We start from the raw sequence: 25,926 nt of genomic DNA, 5'->3' as shown, positions 1-25,926 counted from the left end.
TGAAATCAGATGCAGTCCTGAGCCGCCCGTTCAAAACTCGACGGCAGGAAGTTCGAGGCCAACAGGTGACGCTCGTAGAGAAACACCTTGCCGCCGCTGCCGGCCTTGTAGGCTTCCAGCACGTTGTCCGCCGCCACCTTGCTCGGAACGACGATACGGTAGCTGCGCTGGGTCTGCGACACAGTCGGGTTCAGTGCGCTGCCCTGCAACTTCGGCACCACGCAATCGGCGTACTGAGCCGGCGTCTTGCGGGTCTGCAAGGTCAGGGTCGGGTCGTTAGGCGCGGAGGCGCAACCGGCAAGCAACAAAGAAGCAACTGTCATGGCAGGCACGAATAAAGGACGCATCGGTGTAATCCTGAAAAATAAAGGTTCGGTTCAACCGGCAACGGTCCAGCTTCACGGCGCCGCCGCTGCCATTTATGTTTTAGGTGTTCAGCTTGCGGACACCAACGCTTTGAGTGAGTTGTCGAACTGCTTCAGTGCGTTGAGTTGCAAGTCCCGTTGTTTCTCGATCTGCGCAGCGATTTGCGGCGCTGCCTGGTTGTGGACCCAGACCGATGGCAGCTGTTTTTCCACCGCCCCTTCGGCCTTGCCGATGTATTGCAGGTCGGCATCGTAGAAACGTGCAGTGAAACGCGCTTCAACCAGGCTGTTGCGTTGGGTCAACAGGCGATTGAAGGTGTCGAGCTTCACCACCACATCCGGATGGGCCTGAATCAACGCATCAAGGCTGTCGTAAACGGTCACGGACAAGAACTGTTGCTGCAGCGAACTCACCAGCCAGTCGATGGCCAATCCCGGATCGGAGCTTTCGACGAAGGCTTCGCGAATCCGCGAGTCGAGCGCATCTTTCGCGCCGTTGACCGCCATGTCGTGGTAACGCTCAAGGTATTGCAGGTTGTCCAGGGTGTTTTCGCTGTACAACACACCGACGGTCTGCGAGTGCTGCAACGTGGCACTGCTGCCCGTGATGGTTTGAAAATGACACGACCGGGCATCGTCTGCGTAGGTCGGTGCAGCGGCAGCGCCCATCAGCAGTGCGGCCAGCGCCAGTCGAGTCAGAATGTTCATCGCGCAAATTCCTTGAGCTGCATTTCGATGGAGGCGATTTTCCGCCCATTGCCGCGAAAGCAGAACTTGCGTTTCGTGATGGTCACTATTACTTCTAGCGATAGTTGCGCGACGTGCAGACTGATACACACTCAAACACAACTAGAAAAACATGAATGAGGAACCCTCCTTGAGAACGTTTGACCTGATCCGAGATGCTGTTCTGCCCGATTTTCGCGAGCGGGTGGCTGAATACCTGGTCCAGTACGAAAGTGTATTGCTCAACAGAAACGACGCCGACCCGCAACTCATTCGGGACACCGCCCATGAGTTGCGCGGTTACTTGCGCGGGCTCAACACCACGCGGGTATTGGGTATGGCGTACTGGGAGGAGCTGGATCGACGGGTCGTCGATACGTGGCTCGCGCCGGACGAATGACCGACTAGACTTTCCGGGCTGCCAATGTCCCTGTCTGTTCACCCGGAGGTGTCCCATGAGCAACACCGAACCCACAACGTTCAACGGCTGGGCCGCGACCGCTGCCGGCGCGCCACTGGAGCGTTACAGCTATGACCCCGGTGCTTTGGGCGAAGAAGATGTCGAAGTCGCTGTGGAATATTGCGGTGTCTGCCACTCCGACCAGTCACTGATCGACAATGACTGGGGCATCAGCCGCTATCCGTTCGTCCCGGGCCACGAAGTGGTGGGCAAGATCGTGCGAATGGGGCCACAGGTGCGCGGTCTCGAACTGGGTCAGCGGGTCGGGATCGGTTGGTACAAGGGCAGTTGCATGCACTGCTCGTCCTGTATCTCTGGCTCACAACAACTGTGCGGCACTGCGCAACCGACCATCATCGGCAGCAACGGCGGGTTCGCCGACCGTTTGCGCGCGCACTGGGCATGGGCGATTCCGGTACCCGAAAAGCTTGATCCGGCGCTGGTCGGGCCACTGTTCTGTGCAGGCTCGACGGTGTTCAACCCGCTGCTGCAATTCGGCGTCAAACCCACCGACCGGGTCGGCGTGGTCGGCATCGGTGGCCTCGGTCATCTGGCGCTGCGCTTTCTCAATGCCTGGGGCTGCGAAGTCAGCGCATTCACCTCATCGCTGAACAAGCAGGACGAAGCCAAACGTCTTGGCGCGCATAACGTCGTCGCCTCAACCGACAGCAAAGCGTTGAAGGCGATTGCCGGCACCCTGGACTTCCTGCTGATCAGCGCCAACGCCGACCTTGACTGGCCGGCCATGCTGGCCACCCTGCGCGGCAATGGCCGGTTGCACTTTGTCGGCATTGTGCCCAGCGCCATCCCGGTGCATGTGTTCGATCTGATTCCGCAGCAAAAGTCGCTCTCCGCCTCGCCGGTAGGCTCGCCGGGCACCATGGCGACCATGCTGGAATTCTGTGCACGGCACCAGATCCTGCCGCAAGTCGAGATGTTTCCCATGAGCAAAGTCAACGAGGCGGTCGAGCATCTGCGTAGCGGCAAGGCGCGCTACCGCGTGGTGCTGGACGCCAGTCAATAAAACAACGGCGCGTCGGCCATTGCCGGACGCGCCGCCCCTCCTGCCAAAACAGCCCCGAACGCTTACAATCGCCCGTCTAACTGCCAATCAGACAGGCTCTGCCAGAAATGCCGCTCGACCCTCCTACGATGTTGACTATCTCGATCGCCCTCGCCGCCGCCGCGGCGCTGTATCTGGCGATCGAGTGGCGGAGTATTCGTGAGCCCTCGCTACTGTTCTGGAGCGCTGGTTTCGCCACGATTACCGTGGGTTCAACCCTTGCCCTGCTGCGCAGCAGTGGCTTTGTGTTGATCGGCATCTGGTTCGCCAACGGCCTGTTGGTGACCGCCCACTTTCTGTTTCTGCTGGGTGTTGCACGCTTCACCCAGACACGCCTGTCTCGCGGCTGGTCGCTGATCTTTGTCATTTGGCTGGTCATGCTGGTGTTGCCGGAAGGACCGCTGTGGTCGAAGGTGATGCTGGCGGCCAACTCGCTGCTGGTGGCGCTGTCGACACTCAAGGCGAGTTTTCTGCTGCGCCCCCACGGCAAGTCGCTAAGCGTCGGTGCGGTGCAACTGCGCTACGTCTTGCTGGCCCACGGGATTTTCTATGTTCTCAAAGCGCTGACCGTGATGATTCCCGGCACGCTCATCGATCTGGCGGCGTTTCGTGGCGAGATCATTCAGATCTCGCTGGTCGAAGGCACCATGGCGATCATGCTGATTGCGCTGTCGATGACCGGCACCGAACGCTACCGCCGCGAAAAAGAGATCGCCCGCCTCGCGGCCCGCGATCCGCTGACGGCCCTGTACAACCGCCGCGCCCTCGAAATGCGCGCACCGCGCTTGTTGCAGGACACCTCGCCGCAACGTCCCGGCGCGCTGTTGCTGATCGATATCGACAATTTCAAACTGGTCAACGACCAGTACGGCCACACCGCCGGCGACCGCTTGCTGATCGCCTTAAGCGAGTTGATCCGCGCGCTTCTGCCCCGTGAAGCGCTGACGGCGCGTCTGGGCGGCGACGAGTTCGTGATCCTGTTGGCCCACGCCTCCAATGAACGCATAGTTGAACTCGGCGACGCCTTGCGCGAGCAATTCCTGACAACCTCTTCACAGACATTCCCGACGCCTGACGCTGTAACGTTGAGCATCGGTGCCACGATTTTCGACACACCGCCCGCCAGTCTCGCCGCACTGATCGAACAAGGCGATGCCGCGCTCTACGAATCCAAACGCGGCGGGCGCAACCGCATTCGCCTGACCGGGCGCACCACTCCAGGATGACCATCCCCATGTCCAGCTTCGACACCTCACTGCAAGACAGCGCCGCGCCTGAGGGCGTTTGCTATGGCTGCGGCGGTCGCAATCCGCACGGCCTGCACATGAAAAGCCGCTGGCACGAAGACGGCATCCACGTTGTCGCGGAACATCTGCCTGAGGCGCAATACTGCGGCTGGCCGGAACTGGTTTACGGCGGGCTGATCGCGATGCTGGTCGATTGCCACTCCAACTGGACCGCAATGGCTTATCACTACCGCGCAGAAAACCGTGATCCTGGGACCCTGCCGCGCATCGACTGCGTCACCGGCAACCTTGGCATCAAGTTCATCAAACCGACGCCGATGGGCGTAGCGCTGACCCTGAAGGCGAAAGTCGAAGGTGAAGTCGGGCGCAAGACCCGGGTGATCTGCGAGGTGTTTGCAGGGGACGTGCTGACAGCGGTGGGCGACTCGGTGTTTGTGCGGGTCGACACCGCGCAGTTGGCAGCGTCGGCGCAGGGACGCTAAGGCCTGACGGCCAGACGAAGTGCTCGATACGCCGTCACCAATTGCTCCTGCGTGAACGCCAGATTGCGCCCGCTCGGATTGGGCAATACCCACACCGCTGCCCCACCAAAGGTGCTGTCCTGACGCCCCCACTGCACCTCACGCTGACCGGACAACGCGGCAAACGCCGCTTTGCCCAGAAACGCGACAAACCCGGGGGCGTAACGCCTGATCTTTAGCTCGAAGTTGGCGGCAGCGGCATTGAATTCATCCAGGGACAGCTGATCCGCTCGCGCCGTCGGGCGATCCACGACAGCGGTCAATCCGCAGTGATAGTCCAGAATTCTGCGGTCGTGTTCCGGACGTAATTCCTCAGGCGTGAACCCGGCCAGATGCAGCGTGCGCCAGAACCGGTTGCCACGGCCGGCGAAGTGATGTCCCTGTGCGGCGGCCAGCAGGCCGGGATTGATGCCGCAAAAGATCACCGAAAGATCATTCACAAGAATGTCCACAAGCCCTTCACCTGCCATACCGTTCCTTTTTTGCTATTTTCACTCGGGCATTGCCCCGTATAGAGCCACGGAAGGTAGCGTAAACCATGGAGCCATCTCAATGAGTCAGCAGATTCGCCTCGCAACCGGCGACGATGCCCCGGCAATCAGCGAGATCATTATCGCCGCCCTGCGTGAATCCAATGCCCAGGACTATTCGCCAGAAATCATCGATCAGGTAGAGAAAAGCTTCTCTCCTGCGGCGATCCTGCAGTTGTTGAATCAACGTCGGATGTTTGTGGCGACAATCGATCAGCACGTTGTTGCAACGGCCAGTCTTGCTCGGGATGTGGTCAGAAGCGTGTTTGTTGCTCCGTGCCATCAAGGCGCCGGAATCGGCAAAAAGCTGATGGAGACCCTTGAGTCAATCGCCATCAAGGAAGGCGTACAGCGTCTGCGAGTGCCCTCCTCCATTACCGCCGAAGCCTTTTATGCCTCGCTGGGCTTCGAGAAAATCCGCGATGAGTTTCATGGTGTCGAACGCACGATCATCATGGAGAAACGCTTGGGCCATTCCTGACGCTACACAGAACTGTGGCGAAGGCTTGTCGGATCGTCGCTGCGTCCCGCCGGGGTGCGCAACGGCCCCTCTTATAAAGAGCGGGCCTGCTGCGCAGTCCAGCGGGAGCAAGCTCCCTCGCCACAGGTACTCAGTCACAGGTGTTTCGCTGGTTTGGGTTCAACCCGCCACCCTGACTGCCTCCGAATGCAGCTTTTGGTAGCGCTCGATCAACGCAACGACCTCCTTTGCACCGTAGCAGCGGAATTTGACGCTGCCGGCGTCAGTGTCCAGGCGGATGACTTTGGTAAAGAACCCGCCTTCGTTGCAAACATTGCGAATCAGTTCCAGGGGAATCTCAATGTCCAGCGAGCCTTTTTGCACCATGCGGTTCAAAACATTGGCACTCAGGTGAACCGCCGTCTCGGTCAGCAGCATTTTCCCGCCCACCCACAAACCACCGTAGGCTTTTTCGAAGGACTTCATCACGCGGGCCAACACGTCGACATCGCCGCTGCCGACGATGTCATACACAGCGCCAACCCTGTCGTAATTCACCTCCACACCGGTCACCAGAAAGTTGACCAGCTTCGACTTCACCACTCCTCCAACCATCTGCGTGTCTCCATCACTGAGGGCATTCCATTAATTCAGAGGGTTTCGAAAGCCTTGCATCACCACTACGGCGAGGGAGTTTGCTCCCTCGCCGCAGTTAGTCAGTGCCACAGTCTATTCAAGTGCCTGCACCATTCATGGTCTCAGGCCGTGAAGTTGGCCCGCGCCGAATGCAGCTTCTTGTAGCTCTCGATCAAGCGCAGATGCCGGTCCAGTCCTTCCAGCTTCATGCTCGTCGGCGTCAAACCATAGAAGCGCACGCTGCCGTTTACCGAACCAATGGCCGCGTCCATGCGCTCGTCGCCGAACATGCGGCGGAAGTTGGTTTCGTAGTCAGCCAGCACCAGGTCCTCGTCCAGTTCCATCTCCAGCACCACGTTCACCGCTTGATAGAACAAGCCGCGTTCGACGGTGTTGTCGTTGTATTGCAGGAAGGCTTCGACCAGGTCTTTCGCTTGATCGTACTTCTGCAAGGCGAGGTAGATCAGCAGGCGCAGTTCGAGGATGGTCAACTTGCCCCACGGCGTGTTGTCATCGAACTCGACGCCGATCAGCGTAGTGATTTCGGTGTAATCGTCCAGCTCGCTGTTTTCCAGGCCCTGGGCGAGGTTACGCAGGCCGACTTTGCTCAGGCTGTGCAGGTTGAGGATGTCGGCACGGAATTGCAGGGCTTTGTTGGTGTTGTCCCAGATCAGGTCTTCGACCGGATAGATTTCCGAGTAGTCTGGTACCAGAATCCGGCAGGCCTTGGCACCGATGTGCTCATAGACCGCCATGTAGACTTCTTTGCCCATGTCTTCGAGGATGCCGAACAGTGTTGCGGCTTCTTCGGCGTTGGAGTCTTCGCCTTGACCGGAGAAGTCCCACTCGACGAATTCGAAGTCTGGCTTGGCACTGAAGAAGCGCCACGACACCACACCGCTGGAGTCGATGAAGTGCTCGACGAAGTTGTTCGGCTCGGTTACAGCCTGACCCGAGAAAGTCGGCTGCGGCAAGTCGTTCAGGCCTTCGAAGCTACGACCCTGCAACAATTCGGTCAGGCTGCGCTCCAGCGCCACTTCCAGGCTTGGGTGCGCGCCAAACGAGGCAAACACACCGCCGGTGCGCGGGTTCATCAGGGTCACGCACATCACCGGGAATTCACCGCCCAGCGACGCGTCCTTGACCAGCACCGGAAAGCCCTGTTCTTCCAGACCCTTGATACCGGCCAGAATGCTCGGGTACTTCTCGAGCACTGCCTGCGGCACATCCGGCAGGGCCATTTCACCTTCGAGGATTTCGCGCTTGACCGCGCGTTCAAAGATTTCCGATAGGCACTGCACCTGCGCTTCGGCCAGCGTGTTGCCAGCGCTCATGCCGTTGCTGAGGAACAGGTTTTCGATCAGGTTGGACGGGAAGTACACCACTTCATTGTCGGACTGGCGCACGAACGGCAGCGAGCAGATGCCGCGCTGGGTGTTGCCGGAGTTGGTGTCGTAGAGGTGCGAACCGAGCAGCTCGCCATCGCGGTTGTAAATGCCCAGGCAGTATTCGTCGAGGATTTCGATTGGCAGCGCGTCTTTCGGGCCGGGCTTGAACCAACGCTCGTCCGGGTAATGCACGAACTCGGCATTGGCGATCTCTTCGCCCCAGAACTGATCGTTGTAGAAAAAGTTGCAGTTCAGCCGCTCGATGAACTCGCCCAATGCCGAGGCCAGCGCGCCCTCTTTGGTCGCGCCCTTGCCGTTGGTGAAGCACATTGGCGAGTGCGCATCGCGGATATGCAGCGACCAGACGTTAGGCACGATATTGCGCCACGATGCGATTTCGATCTTCATGCCCAGGTCGGCGAGAATCCCCGACATATTGGCGATGGTCTGCTCCAGCGGCAGATCCTTGCCGGCGATGTAAGTGCCCGCCTCTGAAGTGGAATGCGGCATCAACAGCGCCTGAGCATCGGCGTCGAGATTTTCCACCTCTTCAATGATGAACTCGGGACCGGTCTGCACGACCTTCTTCACGGTGCAACGGTCAATGGAGCGCAGGATGCCCAGGCGATCCTTTTCCGAGATGTCCGCCGGCAGCTCGACCTGGATCTTGAAGATCTGGTTGTAGCGGTTTTCCGGATCGACAATGTTGTTCTGCGACAGGCGAATGTTTTCAGTGGGGATGTTACGCGTGTCGCAGTACAACTTCACAAAGTAAGCCGCGCATAAGGCCGACGACGCCAGGAAGTAATCGAACGGTCCCGGTGCCGAGCCGTCGCCCTTGTAGCGAATGGGCTGATCGGCGATCACCGTGAAGTCGTCGAACTTGGCTTCAAGTCGAAGGTTGTCGAGAAAGTTGACCTTGATTTCCATGCGGGATTACCAGAATACGGCTAAACGAATGGCGGCCATTATCCGGTTTTTGAGCGGGAAGTCTTGTGCTTTCGGGAATCGCCGCTGACCGGTGCCACGCGGTTTACGGGCCGCAGATGCATGCCCGCAGCGAGTTTTGCGGGTCAGTCGTCAATTGTTGCAAACACGCCAAGGCAAAGACTCGTCGGGTTCACTACGCTTCTACAGATTCGGATCAATGCAATCGCGAAAAACGAATCTGAACATTGTGCACGCGCCACTGTTCCAGATTCAGAAGACTGCGGATCAAGGACGAGCGAATGGATATTTCCAGTTATGCGGCGCCTGCTCCACCCCGGCAAAGCGCCGTCACCCGGCGCCTGGCGGTCGCCGTCGGCGCACTGTTTGTTACGGGCGTGATCGCTGCGACCGTTGCCCTGCTCGGTATCGCCAACCGGCTCGACAGCGAAGAAATCAACAAAACCCGGTTTTATTCCGCTCGCGCCGTGGAAAACCGCATCACTGCGTCAAAAAACTACATCACCAGTTACGCCAACTGGACCACAGCGTATGAGCATCTCGGCGATCAGGTCGACACGAACTGGGCCTATACCGAGCAAAATGTCGGCAAAACCCTGTTCACCACGGACGGCTATGACGGCGTGTTTGTGCTGGATCGCGAGCGGACCAAATACGCGGTGGTTCGTGGGCAAATGCTCGACTCGGACATCTCCGCGTTTCTCGGGGCCAGTGCCGCGTCGCTGCTGGATCAGGTGCAAAGCCAGAGCGATCTGACCCAGGCCGTCAGCAGCTACGCACTGTTCGAGGGCTGGCCGGCACTGGTCTCGGCGGCGACGATCCTGCCCAACGATGAACGGCCACTGGACCCCGCGCAGAAAGCCTCGGTGCTGGTGTTCGTCGAGAAGCTCACCCCGACCAAGCTGCGCAAGATCGGCAGCGGTTATGGCTTGAACAACCTGACTCTGGCACTGGATGAAACCCTTGATCCGGCCCGACCTCGGGTATCGCTGGACAACACGGGTTACAGCCTGATTGCAGATCTGGAACGCCCGGGGCGCCAGTTATTGTGGTCATTGCTGCCTACCCTCGGCGCAACAATGGTGGTGCTGATGTTGCTGACCGCGTATTTCTTTCGCCACGCCTTGCGCTCATCGCAATACGTCGACAAAAGTTTTGCAGTGATGCAGAGCTCGAATCTGGCGCTGGAAAGTGCCAACCGTGGACTTGAGGCCAGTGAAGAACGTTTTCGTGCGGTGGCAGAAGCCGCTTCTGACTGGATCTGGGAAGTTGATCGGGATCTGTCGCTGACCTATTTATCGGCACGGTTCAGTGAAGTGACCGGTTATCCGCAAACCTTCTGGCTCGGTCAAGGCATCGGCCAACTGTTGTTCTGCGACACCACGCCGCTGGAACTGTGGCTGAAAAAACTCAATGAAGAAGGCCATGCCAGCGACTTGCGTTGCACCTACCGCGACCATTCCGGCCAGCAACGTCACTGTCGCCTCTCCGCGCGCCCGATCTTCGACAAGCATGCCGTCATCGGTTATCGCGGCACCGCCAGCGACATCACCGACGAAGTCGCCGCCCATGCACAGATCCAGCACCTGTCCATGCATGATGCCCTGACCGGCCTGCCCAACCGCAACAAACTGGCGCGTTATCTGGATGAGGCACTGATGCTTCGCGAGCACGCGCCAGCGCTGTCATTGTTGATGATCGATCTGGACAACTTCAAACCGATCAACGACTCACTCGGCCACCCTGCCGGTGATGCAGTGCTGCAAGAAGTCGCCGCCCGCCTGCGTGAATGCACCCGCGACGACGACATTGTCGCCCGCCTCGGCGGCGACGAATTCGTCGTGGTGCTCAACGGTATGGACAGCCGCCACGAAATCGACAAGTTCTGCACACGCCTGATCGGCAACCTGCATCAACCGGTGATCTTCGAAGATCATCCGCTGCACATCGGCGCCAGCATCGGCATCGCCCTCAGTCGCCGCCACGGTTTCGCCCCCGGCGAGCTGATCCGCTACGCCGACATCGCGCTGTATCAGGCCAAATCCGAGGGCAAGAACACCTGGTGTTATTTCGAAGCGCACATGAGCGACCAGATCCAGACGCGCCGGCAACTGGAGGACGATATGCGCCACGCACTCAAGCACAACGAATTCGTCCTGCACTATCAGCCGCGCTACAAGGTCGACGGCAAGCAGATTGTCTCGGTCGAGGCACTGGTGCGCTGGCAACATCCAACCAAGGGCTTGCTCGGGCCGGACCTGTTTATCCCGCTGGCGGAGCAGACCGATCTGATCGTCCCGCTCGGTCGCTGGGTGTTGCGCGAAGCCTGCGAGACGGCGTTGAGCTGGCCGGAAGACATTCTGCTGTCGGTCAACCTTTCCCCGGCGCAGTTTGCCGTGACCGACGTAGTTGAGGATGTCCGCGAAGTGCTGGTTGCCACACGTTTTCCGGCGAGTCGCCTGGAGCTGGAGATCACCGAAAACGTCATGCTCAACGATACCGACGGCGCGCTGACCACCATGAATGCGCTGAAAGAACTGGGCGTGCGCCTGAACATGGACGACTTTGGCACCGGTTACTCGTCACTGGGTTACCTGCGCGCATATCCGTTCGACGGGATCAAGATCGACAAGCGTTTTATCGCCTCGATCAGCAGCGGCGCCAATGACCGGGCGGTGGTGCAAGCCATCATTGGTCTGGGCAAAGCCATGGGCCTGACGGTCACCGCTGAGGGCGTCGAAACCGAAGAGCAACTGGATATTCTTGGCGTGGATCAGTGCAATGAAGTGCAGGGGTATTTCATGAGCCGCCCGATCGACAAAGCGGCGTTCGCACGCCTGTTGCAAACGTCGAGAAGCGCACAGCCGGCTAAACCGAAAGCAAAAAAAGACCGCTCTCGGAGCGGCCTTAATCTAGAGGGGTTATAGCGCCGATCAACCGGTATTCGCATGGGCCGTTTCAGCCGGGTGTCTGATCCGCATCGCCCCGGAACACGCTGCCCGCATCCCGCACCAGTTGCCGCCATTCGGCGCTGGTGATCAGTCCCTGCTCCTCCATTTCATCGGCTGCCTTGAGCAACTCGTCGTACTGCTCCTCCGGGTCCATCCGCAGTTGCGACTGCGTTGCCAATTTGCGCCATGCCGCCAGTAATTCTTTCTTGCGCTGATCGAACATAGGTTTTTCTCGTGAAGGACTCACTCGGTAGAAAGAAACGTCCTCCCGGAGGTTCAGCGCAGTCGACGGGCGGATTAGCGCACCTGTGAGCTTCCTCACATATCCGGCGCTCTGTATCATTCGCCCCCTCCCCCGACGCTGCACGCCAAGCCCGCAAGGAACGCACATGAACTTCTTCAAAAAGCTGTTCACCTCATCGAAAAAACCTGCCATACAGGCCCCGGAACACGCCGAAGAGCACATCGAGTCGTTCGGTTATGAGGACCTGAGCGAGGCTGAAAAAGCCAACTTCGCCGAGCGTGAAGCCAGCCAGAAAGCCCTGGATCGGCATTGGAATGCTATCGGCACCAGCGAAAAAGACGTCCTTGGTTACATGATCAGCCCGAGTTTCATGGGCGGCCCCGACTGGCCATCAACCCGGCAAGCCTACCGCGTGGTGCGTCGTGGTGACTCGATCATCCTCACGACCGAAGGCATGTCAGACCCGTTCGATGGCGCCGAAGGCATGGGCAATGGTTTCGAGATGGAGTTGTTCATCGAAACATCGGACATTCCCGAGCACGCGCTCGGCGCGCCGGGTGACGTCGACCCCTTCCAGCGCAGTTGGGCATTCGAGCTGTTGAAACACCTCGCGGCCGAAGTGGCGCACGCTGGCGGGCTGGTCCATCGGCTGGAGAAATACGGTTCGATGTCTTACGAAATTCCGGGATTCAGCAAATCGGATTACATGAGCGAACAACTGCCCGCGCATTTCGTCACCGACGACGACATGACCGGCATGGTGATTGGCGCTCCCGAGCCGGATTTCTCCACCCGCATCGATGACATGCCTTTGTCGCCGGTCAGACTGGTCTGCGTGACATTGATCACCGCTGCCGAGCTCGAATACATCCGTACAGGTGGGCAAAGCGCGCGAGATGATCTGGTTGCCCGCCTGAAGGAAGCCGGTGTCGGGCATATCAGCCGTCTTGATCGCGCCAGCGTGGTGTGACCCGACGCGTCGCTGGCCCGCAGTAGCGTTGTTGCCACCGCGCAGTGAGCTGGCTGCGCGCGTCGGTTTTACCGGCAGAAAGCAAATTCCCATGTGTTTCCTTCGTTCTTTCTTACGTCGCAATGTTCATTGCCTGCCCCTGTCTGCCTGGAGTTTTCTCGATGTCCGCGACCAAATCCCTGCCCACTGCCCTGCTGGGCCTGGCCCTTGCCTGTCCGGCGATGGCTGAGACTCAAGGTCTGGAACTGGGACAAGTGCTGATTTCGGCCGAGGATCGCAGCGGCTCGGACGCGGCAGTCGAGGACGCCAAGTCCCGGCTCGAGCAAGTGCCCGGGGGCACCAACGTGGTCGATATGCGCCAGCCGTTGCAGGGCCGCGTGGCGAGCAATCAGGATGTCTTGGCCTATCAGCCGGGGGTCTATGCGCAATCGGCGGGCAACGAAGGGGTGAAGATTTCGATTCGCGGCTCGGGCATCAATCGGGCACCGGGCGCGCATGCTTCGGGGCTGTACACGATGCTCGACGGCTTGCCGCTGACCGGCCCCGGCGGCACGCCTTACGAACTGCTTGAACCACTGTGGGTCGACCATGTGGAAGTGCTGCGCGGTGCCAACGGCTTTGATCGTGGCTCGCTGGCCTTGGGCGGCGCCATCGATTACGTCAGCCACACGGGCTACGACGCGCCGAAACTGCAAGTGCGTTACGCCACCGGCAGCCATGGTTATCAGCAGCGTCAGCTGAGTTCCGGGCAGGTGCTGGGCGACTTCGATTACTACGTGTCGCTGACCGATTCGAACGCCGACGGATATCAGGATCACACCGCCAGCGAGAGCCAGGGCGTGATCGCCAACTTCGGTTATCGCTTCAACCCGAACCTGGAAACGCGCTTCTATATTCGTTATCGCCAGACCGACAACGACCTCGCCGGGCGCGTGACCAAGCATTCCATCGAACATGACCCGCGCGCGGCCAACCCGGCTTATGTATCCCGCGACGACAGCCGCAAACAACCGGGCAGCACCTTCATCGGCAACAAAACCACGTTCTACATCGACGACGACTCGAGCATCCAGACCGGCCTCGTCTACCACGACTATCCGATGGACCTGCGCGAAGGTCCCAACCGCTTGAAGGTGGCCTACACGGATGTCAGCGGCACCTTCGATTACAAGCGCCGCGACACCTTGTGGGGCATGGAAAGCCGCAGCAATGTGGGCCTGCGCGTAACCAAACATTTGCCCAACGACGGCGCGAGCGAACTGGTGCGCATCCCTACCGCGCCCAACACATCTGGCTATGCGCCCGGCACTCATATGCGCAACTTCACTTATCAGGGTTCGGACACTGTCCTGCATTTTGGCAACGATCTGGAAATCGCCGACGACTTGTGGCTGACCACCGGCCTCGCCGCCATTTATACCCGCCGCGAAAGCGCCGTCACCTACCCGCAAGGCGGCGGCAAAACCAGCATGAACGACTGGGACTACGCCCCCCGCCTGGGCCTGCGTTATCAGGTAACCCCTGATCTGCAAGTATTCGGCAACCTCAGCCGTTCGGTCGAAGCTCCGCACCCGTGGTCGCTGATCTACAGCTCCAACGTGCGCTTCCCGACCGGCAGCGGTGCGGCGACCGGCACTCAGCGCGATCCGATCAAACTGCAAAACCAGACTGCCACCACCCTCGAACTCGGTGGTCGCGGCGACAGCGCCTTCGGCGAATGGAGCCTGGCTTGGTATTACGCGCAGGTGCGTCACGAATTGCTTTCCGTGCTGCCCGACGCCAACGCGGTCACGCCTTATGAGCTCAACGCCAGCCCCACCGTACATCAAGGCGTCGAAGCCAGTTTGAACAGCAAACTCTGGTCAGCCGATGACGGCCGCCAACTGAGCCTGCGTCAGGCGTATACCTTCAGCGATTTCCACTACCGCGATGATGATCGCTTCGGTGATAACCGCCTGCCGGGATTGCCGATGCACTACTACCAGGGGGAATTACGCTACGACTGGCCGCAAGGATTCTTTGCGGCGATGAATACCCAATTGGTGTCAAAAGTTGCCGTGGATTACGCCAATAGTTACTACGCCGATCCGTACGCGCTATTTGGCGCGACGCTGGGTTACAACGCGCCGAAGGGCGACTGGCAGACCTGGCTGGACCTGCGCAACCTGACCAACAAGCACTACGCGGCAACGGTGACACCGGGGTATGACGACAAAGGGCTGGATGCCGCGCGGTCTACACCAGGTGAAGGAATGGGGGTTTATGTCGGGGTGTCGTGGAGTTTGCTCTGAGGGCACTGCTCGGCGCGGTATCCATGCCGACGCTGCGATTTTCAGAAGATCGCAGTCGCCCAGAAACGTTTAACTCAGCGAAACATTCGTTCCTGCATCAGCGTGCTCGGGATCAGCAGCGTCTGGGTGTAATAAGCCTTGTAGCCATACGCCGTAATACGCACTTTGCACGGAATAAAAGACTGCTTGATCAGTAAAGGCCTGATGGCTTCGTAGTCATTCAGATCGTGTTGAGTTCCGTCGGGTCTGACATTATAGAAAAGAAGCTCAGTGGTGAATTCATAGCCGGATGGATTCTCGCTGTTTTCCTCGACACGACCTTCGGCTTTTACGTTGATAGCGTGTTCTGATGAGAACTCCATATCTCCGTCTAATGAACAGATCAATGTCGGATTGAGTTGATTGGATCTTTCGTAATGATTGAAAGCAATCAACAAATTCACGGTCGAGCTGAAATTCACAATAAAAGAATTATTGGCGCTTTTCTCGAAAGACAACAGCGCAAGTTCGGCTGGAGGTATGACAGGTGTTTTGGCGCACCCGGCGCAGAGCAGCATCAAGAAGACACTAACGTAATGAGAAGAATTCATGGATCAGACCCGCTTTCAAGGTCGCGGCGCCCGATAGATCAGGGTCACGGGGAGAAATTCTGCCACCGCTGAGTTCATTAAGCGATCAGGGAAACCCTGACAGGGACGATCGCAAAAGAGCGCGTGGCCGTCATGAAAGACCACGCGCATCCTGTTTACCTTTTGTACTTAGTGCAGGTTGAGCAAGGCGAACAGCCCAACGATAACCATCAGCACCGACATGTACTGCATCGGTACGAAGAACAACGTGTGCTTTTTGCGGAAAACGACTTCGCCGCCAGTGGCGGGGTCAATGTAGGTTTTGCCCGGTGCGTTATTCAGCTTGTGACCAATAAAGGCATTAGCTGCAGCGGCAACCAGTAAGCCAACACCGACACCTAGCCCATTTGGAAGTCCGGCGAAAGAAATCAGACCCACCAATGGAATCAGAATAGAAAGAATGCCCCAGCCTTGCCAGATAAGAAACATAACGCGTCCCTGTTAATTTTTGAGGCGCGCAATCTAACAAACAACTATGCGTTGCGGCAACAACTAGTAATATCTTTGTCCAGCCGATGACGGTACGTTTTTTTTGTGAGCGATGACAGGCAGAATGAAGCGCCCTTGTTGCCTTCCCGTTCATGTCTGATTTCAGGGAGTAGTCGAATGGACATCACGAATCACCCGCAAGAGAACTCACTGGAGCAATCGCTCAGACTGGCCGCCGACGAGCCTGCCCATCGGCCCGAGTTCTTCCGGATTTTGCTGAACTCCACTGTCTACGTTCTCGGTTCGACGGACGCTGAGGACGGCACAGTGGATCTGGAGGCCGGCAGCAAAGTCAGCATCGCGCATTGGGAAAAACCGGACGGTACTTCTGTCATCCCGTTTTTTTCCTCGCTGCAAACGCTACAGAAATCGATAGACAGCGAGGAGTCCTACCTCGAGCTCCCGGCCAGATCCTTGTTCGAGATGACGCAAGGCACCCACCTCTTCCTGAATCCGAAATCGCCTTATGGAAAAGAGTTCTTCCCGGAAGAGGTACGCAATCTGCTATCTGACCAAGTCGGCCAAAAGGCGACAGTCCGCAAGGTAGAAAAAGAAACCAAAGTGCTGCTCGGGCAACCGGCCCAGTACCCGTCGAAGATGGTGCAGTCGCTGACGCAACTACTGGCCAGCCACCGCAACGTGAAGCGTGCATTTCTTGCGCTGATGCACGACACCTCGGTGGACGAGAAACCGCATCTGATCGTCGGTATCGAGGCCGATGGCGATATTGAACTGGTCATGCGCGAAGCGGGCAATGTCGCGGGAGATACGGCTCCCGACGGTGAGCCCGTAGACCTCTATCGCGTGTCTGAAAGCGAGTCAGGGCTTAGCGACTATTTCCTTGAACAAACGACGCCTTTCTACGAACGCAAACAAGTGAGCAAGTGGCGTTCGATCTTTGGTTTTGGCAAGAAATGACGGAGACCACGTTGCCCGGCCCCGGAAAAATCGCCCTCACCGATCAGGCTGCCATTGTGAATACCTGGGGAGACCTTCTCCTTCCAGCCAGGCGGCGTCATGCTCGGTCCAGATGTGATACTCAGCTTGGCTGCCAGGGTCTTCGTCCAACGTGGCAACTCGCACGATCATAGCGGCTGAGCCGATTCGCTCAGCCGCGAGATGCGATCCGTAGTGGCAGCAGAAGTGTCGGATCTTCCCCGGAGACGATTCGAAAGCCCTCAGTGCCGCCAGGCCCTGAGTCCATCTGAAATGCTCCCTTCGAACTCCAGCCGTAGAGACATACGCCGCTGCATGGGTCTTGCGGCAAGTCATGCAATGACAATGGCTGATCGGCATATCAATGCTGTCGATCTCATAACCTACAGCCCCACAGGCGCAGCTTCCTTTCATCTATCCTCCGGTTTTTGTCACGGCTTGGCCGCAGGTCGTCTGGATGCCAAAGCCCTGGAAGTTACAAGCACGTTGGAAAAGCGATAGTGTCTGCTATCAGTGTGAAGGGCAGATCAAGAATGATGAGAGGCCCCACCAAAGGCATCAAGCTTGTGAACTCCACTTTCGTCCCCTCGAAGCAGCTATAGCCCCCGTAAGAATCCGCAATGAGGAAGGCACATCCACCGATTTGAGACGCGGCGAAAATCAGCATGAGCTTCCGTAGCACATAATTTCCTTATTACTTTTAAATTGACTGCCTTGAAGACGTTATCGGGAAAATTTCCGAATGCCATCACACCTCCTGCCAGCACGCGCGGCACGGTGAGACGACAAACCGGACTCAGGGCTGCAGGCCTCGATGGATGTTGCGCATTTAACCGAACAAAGAGATGCGAACACGCTTGAGCAGTACATCCGCAATCGTAATGGCAAAAAAGTCATGCCTATAAGGCGAATAGCGAACCATGGCCAAAATTGCGAGCCGGAAACAGACAAGGGTTTGCATCAGCTTTCGCCCGCAAACCCTTGATTTAAGATGGTGCCCGAAGCCGGAATCGAACCGGCACGCCCTTACGAGCGGGGGATTTTAAGTCCCATGCGTCTACCAGTTTCGCCATTCGGGCGGTAGCGCGGTGTTGCTCTGTTCAACTGCCGAGTCGTAATCCTAAAGGATCAGGCTCTAGCGGCAGTGCGGGAAATATATACATCACTCCCCGGTGAAGCAAGTTCGCAATGGCCGATTTTCAAGACTAAATCTTGCAGCACACTGGAAATAAAAAAGCTCCGTAAATCATGGATCTACGGAGCTTGTTTATAGTGGAGGCCGAGGTCGGAATCGAACCGGCGTAGGTGGATTTGCAATCCACTGCATAACCATTTTGCTACTCGGCCTCAAAGCATTTGCTGTCAGTAGCACAACAACAAACACTGTACAAATTGGAGCGGGAAACGAGACTCGAACTCGCGACCCCGACCTTGGCAAGGTCGTGCTCTACCAACTGAGCTATTCCCGCTTGGTGTGGCGCATTCTATAGATTTCAGAAGCCCCGTCAACCCTTTGATTCAAAAAAGTTTTATTTCTTTTCAACATCGGTTTTCAGATGTGGCCAGGCGGCACGAAGGTATTGAACCATCGACCACAAAGTCAGGCCGGCCGACACCATCAGCAAGGCATAACCCAACACAACCCAGAAGCTGAAATCCCTTGGATTGGCCAAGAGAATCACCAGCGCGAGCATCTGCGCAGCGGTTTTCCACTTTCCGAGATTTGAAACGGCCACATGAGCACGAGCGCCGAGCTCGGCCATCCACTCGCGCAATGCCGAGACGACAATCTCGCGACCGATGATGACGGCAGCTGGCAACGTAAGCCAGAGATTGCCGTGCTCTTGCACCAGCAGTACCAGCGCAACCGCAACCATGAGCTTGTCGGCGACCGGATCAAGGAACGCTCCGAAGGGAGTGCTTTGTTCGAGACGGCGGGCGAGATAACCATCCAGCCAATCCGTGGCTGCCGCAAAGGCAAACACCGAGGCGGAGGCCATGTAGCTCCACTGATAAGGCAGATAGAACAGCAAAATAAAGATCGGGATGAGCAGAACGCGTAGAACGGTAATCAGATTAGGGATATTCATCGGCACAACTGGCTACGAGGTGAAGGGGCATTCTACTCGCTATGCAGGTTTGCATAAATCGACTCTGCGAGCTTTTTACTGATCCCCGGGGCTTTGGCGATCTCTTCGATGCTTGCACGAGACAGCTCCTGCAATCCACCGAAATGTTTCAACAAGTCGCGACGACGGGTTGGGCCGACGCCGGCAACGCCCTCCAGCGTTGACGTCCGGCGGGTTTTGCCGCGACGGGCTCGGTGTCCGGTAATTGCAAAACGGTGGGCCTCATCGCGAATCTGCTGGATCAGATGCAGCGCCGGGGAGTCACCGCGCAACGTGAACTCGTGCGCCGCATCATTCAGATACAAAGTTTCAAAACCAGCTTTGCGGGTCGCGCCCTTGGCGACACCCAGCAAGATCAGGTCCGGCACGGCCAGTTCGTTGAGAACATCACGGGCCATCGATAGCTGCCCCTTGCCGCCGTCGACCAGCAAGATATCCGGCAACTTGCCCTCGCCGTCCTTGAGTTTGCTGAAACGCCGCGTCAAGGCCTGATGCATGGCGGCATAGTCATCCCCCGCCGTGACACCCTCGATGTTATAGCGACGGTAGTCCGACTTGATTGCACCTTCCGGACCAAACACCACGCAGGACGCGACCGTCGCCTCACCACTGGAGTGACTGATGTCATAGCATTCCAAGCGCTGCGGAGGCTCATCCAGCTTCAGTACTTCAGCCAAGGCCTCAAAGCGTGCCGCGGTGTGCTGACGATTGGCCAGCCGCGCGCCCAACGCCTGCTCCGCATTGGTGACAGCGAGTTGCTGCCAACGTGCGCGCGTGCCCCGCACCCGATGACTGATGGCCAGTTCCCGGCCACGCAATTCATGAATCGCTTCGATCAGCGTCGGGAAATCCTCGTGTACGACGTTGACAATCAGTTCACTCGGCAAGTCGCGTTCCGGACTGCTGATGAAGTATTGGCCAAGGAACGCGGCCATGACTTCCGATACGTCCTCTTCGATACCGACCTGCGGAAAGAAGTTTTTGCTACCTAATACGCGTCCGCCACGGACACTGATCAAATGGACGCAGGCACCACCCGGGTTGACGAATGCAGCGATGACGTCGATATCGCCAGTGCCGCCCTCCATGCTCTGTTGATCCTGAACGCGGCGCAACAATGCAATCTGATCGCGCAACTCAGCGGCGCGTTCGAACTCCAGGTTGATCGCTGCCTCTTCCATCGCCGTGGACAGCTCATTGGTCAGTGCGTGACTGCGCCCTTCGAGAAACATCACCGAGTGACGCACGTCTTCGGCATAAACCTCAGGCTCGACCAGACCGACGCAAGGCGCCTTGCAACGCTTGATCTGATATTGCAGGCACGGGCGGGTTCGATTCTTGTAATAGCTGTCTTCACACTGTCGGACGAAAAACGTCTTTTGCAGCAGGCTCAGACTTTCGCGAATGGCACCCGCGCTCGGATAAGGCCCGAAATATTTGCCTTTGGCTTTTTTCGCCCCGCGATGGATGCTGAGGCGCGGAAACTGTCCGTCCGAGAGAAACACGTAAGGATAGGATTTGTCGTCGCGCAACAGGATGTTGTACGGCGGCCGCCATTCCTTGATCAGCGTCTGCTCAAGCAACAGCGCTTCGGTTTCGTTGGCGGTAATGGTCGTTTCGACCTGCGCAATGCGACCGACCAACGCAGCGGTTTTCGGCGCCAGACCGGTCTTGCGAAAGTAACTCGCCAAGCGTTTCTTGAGGTTCTTGGCCTTGCCGACATACAAGAGACGCGCATCGCTGTCGAACATGCGATACACGCCGGGGCGCCCGCTGACGGTCGACAGGAAGGCGCTGGAATCGAATGCTTCAGTCATGGTCAGAGGCTGGCATCAACCATGCCGTGACGAACCGCCAACAGCGTCAACTCGACGTCGCTGCTGATCGAAAGCTTCTCGAAAATACGGTAGCGATAGGTGTTCACGGTTTTCGGCGACAAACACAACTTGTCGGAAATGATCTGAACCTTCTGGCAGCCGACAATCATCAACGCGATCTGGATTTCTCGCTCGGACAACGCATCGAACGGAGAATCATTGGACGGTTGAAAGGACTTGATCGCCAACTGCTGAGCAATCTGCGGGCTGATGTAGCGCTGCCCGGCAAACACCAGCCGAATGGCCTGCACCATTTCCGGCAACCCGGCACCCTTGGTGAGATAACCCGCAGCGCCGGCTTGCAGCAAGCGAGTAGAAAAAGGGTCCTCCTCACATACAGTAACCGCGACCACCTTGATGTCAGGGTGACTGCGCAGCAGTTTACGCGTGGCTTCCAGGCCGCCGATGCCAGGCATCTTGACGTCCATCAGGACCACATCGGGTTTCAACTCTCGGGCCTTGATCAGGGATTCTTCCCCGGACTCGGCCTGGCCCACTACCTGCAAGCCATCAATATCGGCCAGCATCCGTGTAATGCCTGTACGAACGAGATCATGGTCATCGACCACTAGCACCCTAATCAAGCAGACACCTCGCGATATGGTCTTATTGGGATGCCGGACACCTTAGCAAAAAGTGCCCGACAGACCTAGCGGCAAGCAGCATTTAAAAAGTTTCAATTCATCATCGAAGGCTTGCCGGCCGTGGGTTTCAGAGCACAGGTGTACTGATATCCAGCTGCATTCGCAGAAAACACTCGTCCTCGCCTTGTACGTGTAGTCCTTTTCTTTCATACAAATGTTTCGCCGGATTGTTTTCGAAGACTGTCAGGCGCAAAGCCGGCCGCAGCTCTTCCTGGGCCATGCCGATAACCTGATCAATCGCCCAGGAACCCGCGCCCTGGCGGTGAAAGGCTTGAGCAATCTGCAGTTCACGAATGTATAACGCCCGCCTGTCCCGGCTGAGACTGAAAAACCTATCGCCACATCATCACGCAATATCAGCCAGTTCTCGCGTCCCGACCAGGCTACGTCGAATGCTTCGTCCTGCCACAACAGATCATGATGAATGTAGTAACGCAGCATGTTCTGGCAAGTGAGATTGCGTGAAAATGCCAGATCCTCTGGCGCCGCTTTCCGCAACTGGAATGTCATTCAGCCCGCCATCACAGGAACGACCCGCCCCTGCCAGGTTCCGGCGTCTCGTTGGGCAACCAGCAAAAGGTCACCCACTCCCGGCGCGGAAGCGACCAATGAACCGTTTTCGGACCATATCGCGCTGCGCCCTGCCGACTGCCATCCGCCAGTAAGGCCACCGTGGTTGGCCATCAACACGGCCATCGCGTGTTGCCGTGCATAACCCTGAAGCAGCGCGGTGTCTGCCGCGTAACCTTTTTCGCTGATCAATACGCCTGCTGCGTACAGGTCAGCCCCTTGTTCAGCCGCCGCAGCCGCGTGACTGGCGTGGGAAAAATCGGCGCAGACCGCCAGCGCAACCTTGTGGTTGCCGATGTCCAGGGCAGGCCCTCCGAACCCAGGGGCGAAAACAAGCTCTTCGCCCGGGTGCAAATGCTGTTTGCTGTACACCACGAGCGAGCCATCAGCACCGAGAATCAGAGCACCAATCAACACTCCAGGATGATTTTCCAACCGGACAGGCATACCGACGACCGTCGTTATGCCAAGCTCACGAGCAACTTCGCGCAACGGCTGAAGGACTGCGTCTTGCGGGTCGACGGCCAATGCTGCAGCCTCCTCGCCTTCATAGCCCGTCAGGGACAACTCCGGAAAAACCAGCAGCTGCACGCCCTGCCCCGCTGCAGCTTCGATGAAGCGCATATGGCGAGCAATGTTGGCGGCAAGATCACCGGCAATGGAGGTTGCCTGGGCAGCGGCAATGGTCAGTGTCGACATGATTCTTCCATGGTCATCAGGCAAAGTGCCGAGTGTGGCACAACTGACGCTGCGCTCAAGCAATAGGCGTTTTGTTGCTCACGCGATAGCAATTTCTGATTGCTGAGGCATATCGGGCTCTAGTAAGCTCGGCGCATTCATCGGAGACAGACCATGTTCAACGCCCTTTCACAGCTTCTTGCCGTCAGCGCCATGCGCTCGGTTACGGCTGCCCGGGTGAACGACGTTTGCGCTCCGGTCAGCTTTTATTTTGGGTATTGGTTTAGCCACTGGCGCGCCTGATACCAACACGGCGCCCATGAAAACGGGTCGCCTACCAGAGATTTCTCAACCCCCGGTCGGCTTCCCGATCGGGGGTTTTGTTTTTTCAGGCCCAGACTTTTTCCGCAACACACCAGAACTTTTGAGGATTCACAAAATGAACTACGCCACTTATTACCGTTACGACAGCTTTAGCGCCTGGCGATTTACCAGCCTCCGCTCGGGACAGCCTGCCACCTCCGATCGGTCACCCACAGGTGGCAAACACGCCCATGTAGCCAATACGGCCAATTGTCGAACACCCCAGTAGGGCTGAGCGAGCGGGAACAACCCGCCGCCTGCCCAGGAAGACCGAATATGAACTCGTCCGTTTCTGCTCTGCCGCTGTCCACCCTCAATTCCGCCAACGAAGCACTGACCCTGCGTCTGCCCAGCTCGTTGCAACTCAAACAGCAGTTGCCATTGAGCAACGCCTTGAGCCAACAAGTCGCCGCCCACCGCCAAGCGGTTCGCGCGATTCTCAATGGTGAAGACCAGCGCCTGCTGGTAATCGTCGGCCCTTGCTCCATCCACGATCCTCAGTCCGCCCTTGAATACGCTGGCAAGCTCGCCCGACTGGCTGAAGCCGTCAGCGGCGAGATGCTGCTGGTGATGCGTGCCTATGTCGAAAAACCGCGCACCACCGTCGGCTGGAAAGGTCTGGCCTACGACCCGCACCTGGATGGCAGTGACGACATGGCCGGCGGCCTGACACTGTCCCGCGAGCTGATGCTGGAAATGATCCGCCTCGGTTTGCCAGTGGCCACCGAACTGTTGCAACCCATGGCTGCGGGTTACTTCGATGACCTGCTCAGTTGGGTGGCCATTGGTGCACGTACCACCGAATCACAAATACATCGTGAAATGGCCAGCGGCCTGAGCATGCCGGTGGGCTTCAAGAATGGTACCGACGGCGGAGCGACCGTTGCGGTTGACGCCATGCGTTCGGCAGCCCATCCACATCGGCATTTCGGGGTCGATAGTCAGGGACACCCGGCGATTATTCAAACGCCAGGCAACCCGGATACTCACCTGGTGTTGCGCGGCGGGCACCACGGACCCAACCATGATCGTGAGAGCGTGGCCAGAATCCACGCTGACCTGAACCGATTGAAAATCCCCAGCCGCATCATGGTCGATTGCAGCCACGCCAACAGCGGCAAGGATCCATTGCGCCAGCCGGGAGTCTTCAACGAGGTCCTGGAGCAACGCTTGCAGGGTGATCGCTCACTGATCGGCATGATGCTGGAGTCTCATCTTTTCGAGGGCTGTCAGCCGCTGAGTGCATCGCTGCGTTACGGCGTTTCGATTACCGATGGTTGCCTGGGTTTCAGCGCAACGGAGCAACTTCTGCTCCAGGCAGCTCGACGTCTTGGCGCGTGCACCAGAGGCTGATCGCACGGCCCACCTTCCGGTTCAGCAGAGAATCGGAGGGTGGGCCAGGTTCAACCTACGCCTCTACACGCACCTGTGTCGCCGCGGAAGGCTGACTGACATCGTCCAATCGCTCTACCGTGTAGGAAACACGTACAGTCGATCCCTGGTGTTCGCGCCAGAAGCGCTGTGGAACGATAAAAATCAGCGGTTTCCCTGCGGTTTCCCGAGTGATGTCGCGATCATCCCTGTGACTGAAAAAATCACCGTCACACTTGAGATAGACCAGTTCACCCTCCTGGGTCCGGGCATTGCCGATCACCACGGTGACGCCATCAGTTGAATCCTCTGCCAACAGCACGCCATCTTCTGCCTCAAGCACATCGGGCGCGTCCAGCTCGCTTTGCAAGAACGGGGTGACGAGAACTCTCGCAGTATCGGACTCGCGAACCGCACCATTCGCCTGCTCGACTCGGTAACGAACCGTCACCTCGCCACCGAGGTGCGCTGCGATGTACTCGGCAGGTACCCAGAAGGAAAGGGTTTCTGCGACAGCAAAGGCCTCGACCTTCAATCGATCGCTGAACGCCAACGGCGAGGCGTCCCCAGACCACATCAACGACACCTGGTCACCTACCGCCATTTTGCCGTACGGCTGGAGAGTGACGAGTACACCTTCCACCACCCGTGCCGGATCCAGTGTCCCGCTTATTGCTCCCTCGACCTGCGGAGCAAGCAACTGCGCACGCATATCTCCCACAGTCAATTGCAGGGGCGCAGACAATGCGGGCTCGGGCAGACCCGCGCTGGCAAGCGTCCAGTAGATATCCAGAGCGCCGCCATCCAAAGCGGCAACGTGCATGCCTTTGATCACGAAAATGACGTCTTTGCCAACTTGCGCCGCGCTGACATAGCGAACCTTTTCATGCTGGTAAACAAAGCCCTCGATATCCAGACCCTCCCAGCTCAGCAGCAACCGATCTCCACACGCCATATTTGTATAAGGAGCAATACGAACGACGACCTGACTCAGCGAAGGGTCGAGCACATCGCCCTCCAGTGAGTCGAGTGTTGCGGCAGGCAATAGCTGATTTGTTGTGCAGGGGCTGACGGGGTGGCGCATCCGGTAGCAAAACTCGATTTCATGGGTGTTCATTCGTGGCTCGACTCCTTGGACAAAACGCTGCCTTCATGACGGCGTCGACAGCCCACATTGAACGAGATTGCTGATGCAACCGATATCAGCCCAATACGCCGCATACATGACGCAAAGGCTACGAGCGCAGTAGGCAACCTACGCAAAATCGACTCACTGCAGGCGTAAGACGGCCAGAACTTCCGATTCGGACTTCACATGTATCCGAAACGTCGTACAGCCCCTAGTCCATATTCAACGGCCAAGTGAAGCCTCTTCGTACTTCCTCAGCGGGACGGGTGTTTTAGAGTGACCCACAGATTTCCCCAATGAACTTCTGCGAA

26 protein-coding genes, 3 tRNA genes and 1 pseudogene are annotated in these 25,926 nt (G+C 57.9%); 11 read left to right on the top strand and 19 right to left on the bottom strand.

The window, feature by feature from the left end; translation table 11 throughout:
• Window positions 1-5: 5 nt before the first annotated feature.
• Entirely contained in the window at window positions 6-347 is a 342-nt protein-coding gene (locus ACIONG_RS05040; RefSeq protein ID WP_103302310.1) for a hypothetical protein, read from the bottom strand.
• A gap of 87 nt (window positions 348-434) precedes the next feature.
• Window positions 435-1,073 (bottom strand): ATPase, encoded by a 639-nt coding sequence (locus tag ACIONG_RS05035; RefSeq protein WP_401297139.1) that lies wholly within the window; start codon window positions 1,071-1,073, stop codon window positions 435-437.
• Between the two features lie 169 nt (window positions 1,074-1,242).
• Between ACIONG_RS05035 and ACIONG_RS05030 the strand changes: the two genes are divergently transcribed.
• The 4 genes from ACIONG_RS05030 (at window position 1,243) to ACIONG_RS05015 (ending at window position 4,343) form a co-directional block, all read left to right on the top strand.
• Window positions 1,243-1,491, top strand: a complete 249-nt coding sequence (locus ACIONG_RS05030; RefSeq protein ID WP_103302467.1) for a hypothetical protein — start codon at window positions 1,243-1,245, stop codon at window positions 1,489-1,491.
• 55 nt (window positions 1,492-1,546) lie between these two features.
• The gene (locus ACIONG_RS05025) at window positions 1,547-2,575 is read left to right on the top strand and encodes an NAD(P)-dependent alcohol dehydrogenase (protein ID WP_401297137.1); all 1,029 of its coding nucleotides are present in this window, start codon (window positions 1,547-1,549) and stop codon (window positions 2,573-2,575) included.
• Window positions 2,576-2,682: 107 nt separating this feature from the next.
• Window positions 2,683-3,840, top strand: coding sequence for a GGDEF domain-containing protein (locus tag ACIONG_RS05020; protein WP_212809113.1), 1,158 nt, complete (start codon window positions 2,683-2,685; stop codon window positions 3,838-3,840).
• An 8-nt stretch (window positions 3,841-3,848) separates the two neighbouring features.
• Entirely contained in the window at window positions 3,849-4,343 is a 495-nt protein-coding gene (locus tag ACIONG_RS05015; RefSeq protein ID WP_401297135.1) for a PaaI family thioesterase, read from the top strand.
• Here ACIONG_RS05015 and mug read toward each other — a convergent pair.
• Window positions 4,340-4,852, bottom strand: coding sequence for a G/U mismatch-specific DNA glycosylase (gene mug / locus ACIONG_RS05010; RefSeq protein WP_401297133.1), 513 nt, complete (start codon window positions 4,850-4,852; stop codon window positions 4,340-4,342). The two genes, ACIONG_RS05015 and mug, sit on opposite strands and share 4 nt — an antisense overlap.
• 82 nt (window positions 4,853-4,934) lie before the next feature.
• Here mug and ACIONG_RS05005 point away from each other — a divergent pair, with 82 nt between their 5' ends.
• Window positions 4,935-5,393 (top strand): GNAT family N-acetyltransferase, encoded by a 459-nt coding sequence (locus ACIONG_RS05005; RefSeq protein WP_401297131.1) that lies wholly within the window; start codon window positions 4,935-4,937, stop codon window positions 5,391-5,393.
• 159 nt (window positions 5,394-5,552) lie between these two features.
• On the opposite strand, the gene ACIONG_RS05000 is transcribed toward ACIONG_RS05005, so the two are convergent.
• Both ACIONG_RS05000 and ACIONG_RS04995 read right to left on the bottom strand, forming a co-directional pair.
• On the bottom strand, window positions 5,553-5,987 hold the full coding sequence (locus ACIONG_RS05000; RefSeq protein WP_401297129.1) for a hypothetical protein: 435 nt from the start codon (window positions 5,985-5,987) through the stop codon (window positions 5,553-5,555).
• Between the two features lie 143 nt (window positions 5,988-6,130).
• Window positions 6,131-8,326, bottom strand: a complete 2,196-nt coding sequence (locus ACIONG_RS04995; RefSeq protein WP_401297127.1) for an OsmC domain/YcaO domain-containing protein — start codon at window positions 8,324-8,326, stop codon at window positions 6,131-6,133.
• Between the two features lie 299 nt (window positions 8,327-8,625).
• Between ACIONG_RS04995 and ACIONG_RS04990 the strand changes: the two genes are divergently transcribed.
• On the top strand, window positions 8,626-11,271 hold the full coding sequence (locus ACIONG_RS04990) for an EAL domain-containing protein (protein ID WP_401297125.1): 2,646 nt from the start codon (window positions 8,626-8,628) through the stop codon (window positions 11,269-11,271).
• A gap of 31 nt (window positions 11,272-11,302) precedes the next feature.
• On the opposite strand, the gene ACIONG_RS04985 is transcribed toward ACIONG_RS04990, so the two are convergent.
• Window positions 11,303-11,518, bottom strand: coding sequence for a hypothetical protein (locus tag ACIONG_RS04985; protein WP_103302320.1), 216 nt, complete (start codon window positions 11,516-11,518; stop codon window positions 11,303-11,305).
• A 166-nt stretch (window positions 11,519-11,684) separates the two neighbouring features.
• On the opposite strand from ACIONG_RS04985, the gene ACIONG_RS04980 reads away from it, so the two are divergent.
• Window positions 11,685-12,509: a suppressor of fused domain protein gene (locus ACIONG_RS04980; RefSeq protein ID WP_401297123.1), complete on the top strand. Its 825-nt coding sequence runs from the start codon at window positions 11,685-11,687 to the stop codon at window positions 12,507-12,509.
• 161 nt (window positions 12,510-12,670) lie between these two features.
• Window positions 12,671-14,800 carry a TonB-dependent receptor family protein gene (locus ACIONG_RS04975; protein ID WP_401297121.1) on the top strand — a complete coding sequence of 710 codons (2,130 nt, stop codon included), beginning with the start codon at window positions 12,671-12,673 and terminating at the stop codon, window positions 14,798-14,800.
• 74 nt (window positions 14,801-14,874) lie between these two features.
• Here ACIONG_RS04975 and ACIONG_RS04970 read toward each other — a convergent pair whose 3' ends face one another.
• Window positions 14,875-15,390, bottom strand: a complete 516-nt coding sequence (locus tag ACIONG_RS04970; protein WP_401297119.1) for a hypothetical protein — start codon at window positions 15,388-15,390, stop codon at window positions 14,875-14,877.
• Between the two features lie 168 nt (window positions 15,391-15,558).
• Entirely contained in the window at window positions 15,559-15,858 is a 300-nt protein-coding gene (locus ACIONG_RS04965) for a hypothetical protein (RefSeq protein WP_212809121.1), read from the bottom strand.
• A gap of 177 nt (window positions 15,859-16,035) precedes the next feature.
• Here ACIONG_RS04965 and sseB point away from each other — a divergent pair, with 177 nt between their 5' ends.
• Complete coding sequence (sseB, locus tag ACIONG_RS04960) at window positions 16,036-16,836, top strand: enhanced serine sensitivity protein SseB (protein ID WP_212809122.1); 801 nt, start codon at window positions 16,036-16,038, stop codon at window positions 16,834-16,836.
• Window positions 16,837-16,872: 36 nt separating this feature from the next.
• Here sseB and ACIONG_RS04955 read toward each other — a convergent pair whose 3' ends face one another.
• The 10 genes and pseudogenes from ACIONG_RS04955 to ACIONG_RS04910 all read right to left on the bottom strand — a co-directional run bounded on the left by ACIONG_RS04955 (window position 16,873) and on the right by ACIONG_RS04910 (window position 22,773).
• A complete protein-coding gene (locus ACIONG_RS04955; protein WP_401297116.1) occupies window positions 16,873-17,268 on the bottom strand; it encodes a GFA family protein in 396 nt (131 codons plus the stop codon).
• 61 nt (window positions 17,269-17,329) lie between these two features.
• A complete protein-coding gene (locus ACIONG_RS04950; protein ID WP_401297195.1) occupies window positions 17,330-17,413 on the bottom strand; it encodes a YceK/YidQ family lipoprotein in 84 nt (27 codons plus the stop codon).
• A gap of 433 nt (window positions 17,414-17,846) precedes the next feature.
• Window positions 17,847-17,933: transfer RNA gene (locus ACIONG_RS04945), tRNA-Leu, on the bottom strand.
• A 194-nt stretch (window positions 17,934-18,127) separates the two neighbouring features.
• A tRNA-Cys gene (locus tag ACIONG_RS04940) sits at window positions 18,128-18,201 on the bottom strand.
• A 46-nt stretch (window positions 18,202-18,247) separates the two neighbouring features.
• Window positions 18,248-18,323: transfer RNA gene (locus tag ACIONG_RS04935), tRNA-Gly, on the bottom strand.
• A 60-nt stretch (window positions 18,324-18,383) separates the two neighbouring features.
• On the bottom strand, window positions 18,384-18,944 hold the full coding sequence (gene pgsA, locus ACIONG_RS04930) for a CDP-diacylglycerol--glycerol-3-phosphate 3-phosphatidyltransferase (protein ID WP_008080159.1): 561 nt from the start codon (window positions 18,942-18,944) through the stop codon (window positions 18,384-18,386).
• Window positions 18,945-18,976: 32 nt separating this feature from the next.
• On the bottom strand, window positions 18,977-20,800 hold the full coding sequence (gene uvrC, locus ACIONG_RS04925) for an excinuclease ABC subunit UvrC (protein WP_212809125.1): 1,824 nt from the start codon (window positions 20,798-20,800) through the stop codon (window positions 18,977-18,979).
• 2 nt (window positions 20,801-20,802) lie between these two features.
• Complete coding sequence (gene uvrY, locus ACIONG_RS04920; protein ID WP_401297114.1) at window positions 20,803-21,444, bottom strand: UvrY/SirA/GacA family response regulator transcription factor; 642 nt, start codon at window positions 21,442-21,444, stop codon at window positions 20,803-20,805.
• 127 nt (window positions 21,445-21,571) lie between these two features.
• Window positions 21,572-22,014, bottom strand: a pseudogene (locus ACIONG_RS04915) (GNAT family N-acetyltransferase).
• Window positions 22,015-22,773 carry a carbon-nitrogen hydrolase family protein gene (locus tag ACIONG_RS04910; RefSeq protein ID WP_212809127.1) on the bottom strand — a complete coding sequence of 253 codons (759 nt, stop codon included), beginning with the start codon at window positions 22,771-22,773 and terminating at the stop codon, window positions 22,015-22,017. It lies immediately after the preceding pseudogene.
• A 153-nt stretch (window positions 22,774-22,926) separates the two neighbouring features.
• Here ACIONG_RS04910 and ACIONG_RS04905 point away from each other — a divergent pair, with 153 nt between their 5' ends.
• Together ACIONG_RS04905 and ACIONG_RS04900 are read left to right on the top strand one after the other, a co-directional pair.
• Window positions 22,927-23,055 (top strand): hypothetical protein, encoded by a 129-nt coding sequence (locus ACIONG_RS04905; RefSeq protein WP_401297111.1) that lies wholly within the window; start codon window positions 22,927-22,929, stop codon window positions 23,053-23,055.
• Window positions 23,056-23,391: 336 nt separating this feature from the next.
• Window positions 23,392-24,468 (top strand): 3-deoxy-7-phosphoheptulonate synthase, encoded by a 1,077-nt coding sequence (locus ACIONG_RS04900; protein WP_103302330.1) that lies wholly within the window; start codon window positions 23,392-23,394, stop codon window positions 24,466-24,468.
• A gap of 55 nt (window positions 24,469-24,523) precedes the next feature.
• Here the strand turns inward: ACIONG_RS04900 and ACIONG_RS04895 are convergent, their stop codons facing one another.
• Window positions 24,524-25,603: a hypothetical protein gene (locus ACIONG_RS04895; protein ID WP_401297109.1), complete on the bottom strand. Its 1,080-nt coding sequence runs from the start codon at window positions 25,601-25,603 to the stop codon at window positions 24,524-24,526.
• Window positions 25,604-25,926 lie beyond the last annotated feature (323 nt).

The sequence above is a fragment of the Pseudomonas sp. NPDC087817 genome (assembly GCF_044742875.1).
Classification (GTDB): Bacteria; Pseudomonadota; Gammaproteobacteria; order Pseudomonadales; family Pseudomonadaceae; genus Aquipseudomonas.
Note: the sequence above shows the minus strand (reverse complement) of the source record. Positions and strands in the feature narration are given on the sequence as shown.

What these genes read in the sequence shown, in the direction of transcription:
- ACIONG_RS05040 (WP_103302310.1), bottom strand. Translation starts at nt 347, where the DNA reads ATGCGTCCTTTATTCGTGCCTGCCATGACAGTTGCTTCTTTGTTGCTT.
- ACIONG_RS05035 (WP_401297139.1), bottom strand. Translation starts at nt 1,073, where the DNA reads ATGAACATTCTGACTCGACTGGCGCTGGCCGCACTGCTGATGGGCGCT.
- ACIONG_RS05025 (WP_401297137.1), top strand. Translation starts at nt 1,547, where the DNA reads ATGAGCAACACCGAACCCACAACGTTCAACGGCTGGGCCGCGACCGCT.
- ACIONG_RS05020 (WP_212809113.1), top strand. Translation starts at nt 2,683, where the DNA reads ATGCCGCTCGACCCTCCTACGATGTTGACTATCTCGATCGCCCTCGCC.
- ACIONG_RS05015 (WP_401297135.1), top strand. Translation starts at nt 3,849, where the DNA reads ATGTCCAGCTTCGACACCTCACTGCAAGACAGCGCCGCGCCTGAGGGC.
- mug (WP_401297133.1), bottom strand. Translation starts at nt 4,852, where the DNA reads ATGGCAGGTGAAGGGCTTGTGGACATTCTTGTGAATGATCTTTCGGTG.
- ACIONG_RS05005 (WP_401297131.1), top strand. Translation starts at nt 4,935, where the DNA reads ATGAGTCAGCAGATTCGCCTCGCAACCGGCGACGATGCCCCGGCAATC.
- ACIONG_RS05000 (WP_401297129.1), bottom strand. Translation starts at nt 5,987, where the DNA reads ATGGTTGGAGGAGTGGTGAAGTCGAAGCTGGTCAACTTTCTGGTGACC.
- ACIONG_RS04995 (WP_401297127.1), bottom strand. Translation starts at nt 8,326, where the DNA reads ATGGAAATCAAGGTCAACTTTCTCGACAACCTTCGACTTGAAGCCAAG.
- ACIONG_RS04990 (WP_401297125.1), top strand. Translation starts at nt 8,626, where the DNA reads ATGGATATTTCCAGTTATGCGGCGCCTGCTCCACCCCGGCAAAGCGCC.
- ACIONG_RS04985 (WP_103302320.1), bottom strand. Translation starts at nt 11,518, where the DNA reads ATGTTCGATCAGCGCAAGAAAGAATTACTGGCGGCATGGCGCAAATTG.
- ACIONG_RS04980 (WP_401297123.1), top strand. Translation starts at nt 11,685, where the DNA reads ATGAACTTCTTCAAAAAGCTGTTCACCTCATCGAAAAAACCTGCCATA.
- ACIONG_RS04975 (WP_401297121.1), top strand. Translation starts at nt 12,671, where the DNA reads ATGTCCGCGACCAAATCCCTGCCCACTGCCCTGCTGGGCCTGGCCCTT.
- ACIONG_RS04970 (WP_401297119.1), bottom strand. Translation starts at nt 15,390, where the DNA reads ATGAATTCTTCTCATTACGTTAGTGTCTTCTTGATGCTGCTCTGCGCC.
- ACIONG_RS04965 (WP_212809121.1), bottom strand. Translation starts at nt 15,858, where the DNA reads ATGTTTCTTATCTGGCAAGGCTGGGGCATTCTTTCTATTCTGATTCCA.
- sseB (WP_212809122.1), top strand. Translation starts at nt 16,036, where the DNA reads ATGGACATCACGAATCACCCGCAAGAGAACTCACTGGAGCAATCGCTC.
- ACIONG_RS04955 (WP_401297116.1), bottom strand. Translation starts at nt 17,268, where the DNA reads ATGAAAGGAAGCTGCGCCTGTGGGGCTGTAGGTTATGAGATCGACAGC.
- ACIONG_RS04950 (WP_401297195.1), bottom strand. Translation starts at nt 17,413, where the DNA reads ATGCCTTTGGTGGGGCCTCTCATCATTCTTGATCTGCCCTTCACACTG.
- pgsA (WP_008080159.1), bottom strand. Translation starts at nt 18,944, where the DNA reads ATGAATATCCCTAATCTGATTACCGTTCTACGCGTTCTGCTCATCCCG.
- uvrC (WP_212809125.1), bottom strand. Translation starts at nt 20,800, where the DNA reads ATGACTGAAGCATTCGATTCCAGCGCCTTCCTGTCGACCGTCAGCGGG.
- ACIONG_RS04910 (WP_212809127.1), bottom strand. Translation starts at nt 22,773, where the DNA reads ATGTCGACACTGACCATTGCCGCTGCCCAGGCAACCTCCATTGCCGGT.
- ACIONG_RS04905 (WP_401297111.1), top strand. Translation starts at nt 22,927, where the DNA reads ATGTTCAACGCCCTTTCACAGCTTCTTGCCGTCAGCGCCATGCGCTCG.
- ACIONG_RS04900 (WP_103302330.1), top strand. Translation starts at nt 23,392, where the DNA reads ATGAACTCGTCCGTTTCTGCTCTGCCGCTGTCCACCCTCAATTCCGCC.
- ACIONG_RS04895 (WP_401297109.1), bottom strand. Translation starts at nt 25,603, where the DNA reads ATGAACACCCATGAAATCGAGTTTTGCTACCGGATGCGCCACCCCGTC.